Below are 6,902 nucleotides of genomic sequence, written 5' to 3'. Positions count from 1 at the left end.
CCGATGAACCGATGAACCGATGAACCGATGAACCGATGAACCGATGAACCGATGATACGCCAGACCCATTCGGCCTGCAAGTAACAGGCTGAATCTATTGTGGAAATTGGCGGTTTTTAGCCAAGCACTCGCTGGCCAATCAAATCGTTCCATACTGAACAATAGAACTAGCTTGCTGCCTTCAGGAAATTCCCAAATCCTATACTTGGATAGGAACCGACTATGATTGAGTCTGTCGTCCGGTGCGAAGTGGGGCCTGGGGTTTCTAGAACATCACCTTGAGGCCTGCGCTTGCGCTGAGGGCGCTTGCATCCCCGGCGTTGCCGAGCCCTGTGGCATAGGAGGCCTCGCCGAAGAGATCCACGCGGTCAGTCCACGCATAGCGGCCCCCAACGCCAACCCCAAGCGCCCAAGCCTCGTTCTCACTCGTCAGCGACGCGGACCCAACCCGCACCTCACTGCCAGACCCAAAATCATGATACAGGTCCACCATCCCATAGAGGCAACTCGCCCCCTGATCCTGCGCCCAGAAACCATTCCACACCTGTGTCTCACGCTCTCCCACCGGAAATCGCAACACCACGCTTCCGCGTGCATCATCCAGTATCACAAACAGGCGGTCAACTTCTGTTCCATCTCATCAGCAACCCCGCTGGCCCGCCGCGGCTCCGCTATGTGAGGGCTACGCAGCGCCGGGCCAGCCAAGCACAAAGGGAGTCAATTTTGGACGCCTATAAGGAGGCACGTTTGGATGCCGATTGACAGTCGGGCAAGTAAGACGGACGGACGACATCTGAGCGCGATTCTCGCAAAATCCGTCTCACGCACCAGAACCGCATCGCAAAGATCCCGAAATCCAAAGAGAAGATCAGCGAGAAAAATCATTCAAAAATAGATGGTTAGATGTGTCTGTGCTAGGAGACCTGTTCGAACCAGTCTCAGGCAAGCCGGTAGAGAAGTCCTTCGGACATTCGAAGACAGAAAAGATCACGTTTGGGTATCCAAGTCGCTCTTGCACTTCAAGCTATCAGTTAGCTTTTATCTTGGTTCGCGGCCATGAATTCTGTCAGGGAGATAGCGTGTTGATGGTCCAGCGCGGGTTGCTGGTGGAGTTGATATGCCCCCAAGGCGGTGTTGCCGGCACGGGCGCGAGGCCTATCAGGAAGGATTGTAGGCGTTGGATCATAGGACTGTTATAGGCGGTGTCAGCGCGGCTTGGGAAGCCTAAGGGATTGGCGTCTAAAGGATAACTGATCTCAGAGGTGCCGTTCGAAGTCCATGCGTTCATGCAGGACACGCAAGATTTCGACATCACCAATGTAGGTACGGCGGAAAAAGATCATGTGCCTGTTGCAGGGATAGCAGAGCAGGTTTTCCCTGATCTCGCCCCGTGCACGTCCCACGACGGTCCCAATACGTATCTGTTCGAAGATGGCAGCAAAGGCCCGCAGATATGTGTTCCGCTGTGCCATACCCCATGTTTCTTGTGTGTACCGACCAATATCTTTGATGTCACCCCGCGCAAGAGGCGCGATAGTCAGGTCAGGCATTCGTGGACATGTCCTGATCAAGCTCTGTCAAGATAACGTCCATGTCAAAGGGTATACATTCGCCGCGATCCGCCTGTGCGAGTGCTGGATCAATGGCATCGCGCAGCTTCTGGAGCTTGATCTCGTCGGTTTCTTCTGCTGCGATCTTGAGGCGCAGAGCTTCACGGATCACCTCAGAAGCGTTGTTGTACAGCCCCGTGGCCACCTTCTCACGCACGTAGTCATCCAGCCGATCTGTCAAGGATATGTGCATGGGACTTCTCCGTTAGATGCAATCAAATCTACACAGATTGTCAATCTATGTAAACCACTCATCGATCACATCATCCCTCCCGTCCTTCGGCACCAGCTTTGCAGGATGTGTGAGTGTGTCTGACGTCAGCGCCCACCGGACGCCATCGCAGATTCGCGATGCCTAGTCTTCCCCTTACCACTGACATGACCCTCCACGGACACATTGTAGGGAGGGTCGGTGAACACCATCCGGCCCGCCCCTCTTGCATCAGGGCGTCCACCACAGCAGCGTCCAGGCTATCACCGCAAATCAGGCCATGAGATCCAAGGGACCAGATATCTTCCGGCTGGACGCATCTCGGCGCCGCTTCCGGAAGCCTGTCATCTTTGGGATCGTGACCGACTTCCCGGGCATCCAGCGCGAAGAGCTCATCGATCTCCGCAGTGGAAAACCCGTTCAGGTCCAGGTCGAACCCCAGATCAGCTTCAGACAGAGCCTGCAGTTCTTCGGACAAGAAACTCTCGTCCCAGGCTACATTCAGAGCAACCTGATTGTCTGCCAGTACATAGGCCCGTTTCTGAACCTCACTCATATGCTCGACGTAAAGACAGGGCACCAGCGTCCAGCCCAGGAGCTGAGCCGCCGCCACGCGCCCGTGACCGGCCAGGATCGTCTGTTGGCGGTCAATCAATACCGGGTTGGTAAAGCCAAATGCCTTGATACTGGCGGCAATCTGTTTCAATTGCGCTTTGGAGTGCTTGCGCGCGTATTGCCTCCACGGGTGCAGGCTCCTGATATCGCAGGAAACGACCCGCTGCTGCTCTGATGTTGGCCTCACCTCTTTAACACCTTTTCTGACAAGAGGCCCGTCCAGCAAGGACACTTGTCTCGCATCTGGTTCCGCAGCGCCGCAAGGAACTGGAGGCGCTTTGACGGATTAACAAGGATAGAGCACGTCGGCTGCGTCAGCTCCCTGAAGTGAATTCAGCCTCTCCGGCGCAAGCTCCACGCGCTCCCGTCTCCGATCCCCCTGTTTGAGCAACTGCTTTATGATCCTCCCTCAGGATCATGCTGCCAAAGGGGCTCGCACCGCGTCGCGTGCCGGTGGTAAGCCGAGCTGGTCTTTGCGATGGAGGCCAGCTTGGCACGCGCCTAATATCGGACGCGGATTGGCAATCGCCTCACGAAGCTCAGCTTATCCACTCGATGGGTTTCAACATCTTTTGTAAGCACCCTCTTCCGGGACTTCACCTAGTAGACGCAAAACGGGGATACTCTCGCACCAGGGTAACCAGCAGCATGCCAATCATGACGGCGTTCAGGATATGCCAAAGGAAATGGGTTCCGATGCCTGTCAGATCACATACCGAATGATCAATTGTTCGCATGACAAGGGATAGTGAGAAAGCCGTTGTCGCGAAAACGATCATTCTGCGTGCCGGGTGACGGCGAAGGGCGGTTATCAGACTAAAGATGATCAACGCGACCAAGGCAGGTAGGTATTGCAAAGACCCATTAAACGAGCCACGACTGTGGTCGTGACTATGGATGTCGGTCACGATATTGCCTGACATAAACCAGAATACAGTTCCGGTAACGAATAGTGCGATTGCAGAAATACGGACCGTTCTTTTGACGTCTTCGCCTGTTGACCTGTAGATCACAACAAATAAATAGAGCGCGACAAAACTCCAAATCGGAACGACATCGGCAAGTTCAGCGTAGCTGTTCGCAAAGGTGTGGAACAGGAATGAGCCTAATCCAATCAAAGCCGCCAACATAAAAAGCGAAATTTCCCATAAATCTGGGGTTACGTCTTTTCTTTTTTGCGATATACGCCACGCGAAAATCGCAGCTATCACAAAACCAATATTGCTGATCGCTTTTACAGGCTCATTGCAAAAGCCAGGAGCAGTCCGTTCGCAATATAAGTCGATAAAAGCAATAGGCGTCATGACTTCCCATTATGAGGTGTTATCATAGACAACATGAAGGCTGGCTAACACTCCGAATGACCTTGGCCACTGTGAACGGACATTCCAAGAAAAGCAATTGAGCGCCTCACCACAGCTCATGTCTTTGATGAAGCACTCGCTGTTCAACATGGCCTAGAACCTGAACGACGCATTGATACTGAAGCCCTGGTTCTGTGCGAGGTCTCCGAATTCATTGTAGTAGTTCAGGTTGAAGAGGACGCCATCCACCTGGTGTCTCAGACCCAGCTCGACCAGAAATGTGTTCTCTTCGACGGGAGCACCGGCAACTTCAAAGACACTGCTGTCGTTAAAGCGCATGGTCTTGACCGGGTCCAAATCACCGAGCGCGCGGTGCCAGCCCAAGCTGCCGTTCAGCAGGGTCGCGTCACTGCCGACGATTTGAAGCTGCCGCTCAAACCGGGTGCCCAATGAGAAGACGCCAACTGACTGTGAAGAAGTGCCTGTGGAGAGAGTTGCTGCACCCCCTTCCTCGACAAAGTCGTGCGTGCGCTGATTGATAAGCGCCAAGCCGGTGAACGGTTCAATTCGGGCGAGCTGGGTTGTGTGTGTATAGCCAACTTCGCCAAAGACCTGGAACGTATTGGCTGCATAATCTGCGCTCAGCTCATCGGAAAAGCCGCCGACAGTCAAGGTCCGGTCGCTGGTAACGTTGTGCCAGGCATTGCTTGCCCCGAACCGAAAGCCAAAGTTGTTCAGCTGATAACCAGCATATGCGCCCAGAACGAAGCTGTCGACATCACCCGAAGCCTCCCGGTCATCGACACTCAAGCTGCTGGAGCCATAACCGGCAAACAGACCGATTTGCCATTCATCAACGAGGGTGTTGGTGTCGAGACCGGCCACAAAGCCGGTCGTCTGGCTGTCCAGTGCAGCCGTATTGTCGGTCTCGCTGATGGAGTTCCACTGCCCGTAGCCCTCGAACCACCCCATGGAGCTTCCACCGGACCTGTCCTGGGCAATCGCCTGTTGTTCGTTTGGGGCAACACCATCGAACGCGCTACGGAGACGGTTGTTAACCGCAGTGCGACCAAGGCTGCTGTCTTGAATCAGCAAGCCATCGACCGAAGGGTGGATTTCCCCGGAAAGGGTATCATAGGCACTGCGCGCATCATCTGCGCTGAGGCCCATGACCGCATTCAGGACATCATTGCTTGCGTTCAGGTTGCCAACAGCGATCGCAACGTTTCGCTGGTTCTCTGTGACGGCAACATCCGCAAGGCTCGTCAGGTTACGCTCCAACACCAGGATGACCTGGTTGGACGTCCTATAATCCAGAGTTGAATCCAGAAACGCAAAACTATCGGTGACGCCACCGAAGGTTCCGGTGATACCATTGTCGGCCGTCAGGATAGTGTATGCAGTGGACGGCGCATAGTAGAAGCCGGTATCCGTGCCATGTTCAGCCGAAACATGGACCACGGCCCCTTGGTCAATCGTCACGCCACCATCAACGGCCAGAAGATCAGCTGCGCCGTTCCTATTGACCTCAACCGCGTAGCTTGAGCCTGCGCTCAGGGTGATATCCCCGTCTACATTCAGTGTGCCGATGGAATTGCCTGGCGCCAGAGTTGCTCCAGAGTTCACGGACACCCCGCTAACAGTCCCATCGCCACCAAGCACACCCCCATCGTTGAGTGTGATCCCTTGTAGGCTGCTATTCACCAACAGTGCCCCCCCGGACACCGTCGTGGCACCATCAATGCTGCCGCCGTCATCCACCTGCAACGTGCCACCCGTGACTGTCATGTCTCCAGCAACACTGCCACCGTCGGCCAACCGCAATGTGCCAGTGGTGACCGTCGTCCCGCCGGTATAGCTGTTCGCGCTGGTCAGCGTCAGCCGACCCGGACCCTCTTTTGTGAGGTTGCCCGTGCCCGAGATCACCCCCTCGTAGGTGAGCGCTTCAGAGGGGGCAAAGACCAGGCCACGCGCGTTGGGACTGTTGTTGATGATGTTACCCGCAATGCTGCCGCCCTCCGCCACATGCAAAGTGCCGCCCGTGATCGTTGTGCCACCGGTATAAGTGTTCGCACCGGTCAGAATTGTTGTGCCGTTCTCGACAAGAACAGAGCCAGTGCCGCTGATTGCCGCCCCAAACTCATAGTCGGTATTGGTGTGATTGAAGACAAGCTGACTGGTACCCGCTAGAGGAAGTGGCTTGTGGAAGTCGACAAATCCAGCCGCAACAGCCGCCTCCCCCGAAGCCGCGCCAATGTTGAACACTAGATGACCATCAGGGTGGGCGCCGTATGGGCCAGCATTCGCTTCCTCATGCGAGACATTACGATAAATCGGGTTACACGCAATCGAATCAGGGATAGGATCACAACGGACGTACACGCGATAATTCCCTGTTGCTTCACGGACCCTGAACATTCCGCCATTCGAGATCGTAATGGTTGCGGTCTGCACATCGGCGTAACTGTTAAGGAATCCCAAATGACCGCTTGAGGGTGGAGTTAGCTCCAATAGGGAGCCCTCACCATCGATTTCAAGCTCAGTTTCATGCGCGCAGTCAGCGTCCGGACGTCGGGAACTATCGTTATGGTTGTAGCAATAAAGATCCAGTCCAAACACAAGCTGTACCACTTCAGATTGCGCCCCAGTGATCCTAACGACTCCACCGTCGGCAATACTGAGTTTTCCGAGCCGATGTGGCTTGGAATAAACGGAGATACCCGAGGTCTCCACGATCGCTCCCGCGCCAGTGACAGCAAACTCGCCACCGCGCACAGCTATGCCATTGGTTGTTACGAGTCGCTGCCCATCAGAAACCATGAATCTCCCATCACGGCCATGCTCATTGCCAATGTTAAGCGCAACAGCGCCGATATCAAGCGTTTCACCGTCAGGACTCAAGACTGGAGTGCTGGTTCCAGGGAGGGTTAACGTGCCAAAGCTCTCAAAAGTATCAAAATTCGTAGAATCTTCTTCGCCCTCGACCCAATACCCGAAGAACCCACGCCCCACATCTGCCTGAGCGGGAGACAGCCCCAGTGCGGATGTCAGAAGGGTGCAGGTTACCGCCAGCGCCGTTGTTTGCGGCACCGCCGCAGTCGCCACGCCCGAAAGCCCCGGTGCAATGCTTGCTACCCGCCCCTTGAACTTGGTCAAACGGCC

The 6,902-nt window shown here is 55.1% G+C and carries 6 protein-coding genes; all 6 read right to left on the bottom strand.

What is annotated here, in order from left to right; genetic code table 11:
• Positions 1–265 precede the first annotated feature (265 nt).
• Positions 266–580, bottom strand: coding sequence for an autotransporter outer membrane beta-barrel domain-containing protein (locus tag GTF44_RS21660; RefSeq protein WP_171563435.1), 315 nt, complete (start codon positions 578–580; stop codon positions 266–268).
• 676 nt (positions 581–1,256) lie between these two features.
• Entirely contained in the window at positions 1,257–1,550 is a 294-nt protein-coding gene (locus GTF44_RS21655) for a type II toxin-antitoxin system RelE/ParE family toxin (protein ID WP_171563434.1), read from the bottom strand.
• Positions 1,543–1,803 carry a type II toxin-antitoxin system ParD family antitoxin gene (locus GTF44_RS21650; RefSeq protein WP_171563432.1) on the bottom strand — a complete coding sequence of 87 codons (261 nt, stop codon included), beginning with the start codon at positions 1,801–1,803 and terminating at the stop codon, positions 1,543–1,545. Before GTF44_RS21650 ends, GTF44_RS21655 begins: the two co-directional genes overlap by 8 nt.
• A 70-nt stretch (positions 1,804–1,873) precedes the next feature.
• On the bottom strand, positions 1,874–2,623 hold the full coding sequence (locus GTF44_RS22710) for a ParB/Srx family N-terminal domain-containing protein (protein WP_367383447.1): 750 nt from the start codon (positions 2,621–2,623) through the stop codon (positions 1,874–1,876).
• A 409-nt stretch (positions 2,624–3,032) separates the two neighbouring features.
• Positions 3,033–3,740, bottom strand: coding sequence for a ceramidase domain-containing protein (locus GTF44_RS21640; protein WP_171563430.1), 708 nt, complete (start codon positions 3,738–3,740; stop codon positions 3,033–3,035).
• Between the two features lie 153 nt (positions 3,741–3,893).
• A partial coding sequence (locus GTF44_RS21635; protein ID WP_171563428.1) for an autotransporter domain-containing protein occupies positions 3,894–6,902 on the bottom strand: 3,009 nt, incomplete at its 5' end.

Source organism: Roseobacter sp. HKCCD6576-2 (assembly GCF_013179285.1).
GTDB classification, from domain to species: Bacteria; Pseudomonadota; Alphaproteobacteria; order Rhodobacterales; family Rhodobacteraceae; genus Rhodophyticola; species Rhodophyticola oceani.
Note: the sequence above shows the minus strand (reverse complement) of the source record. Positions and strands in the feature narration are given on the sequence as shown.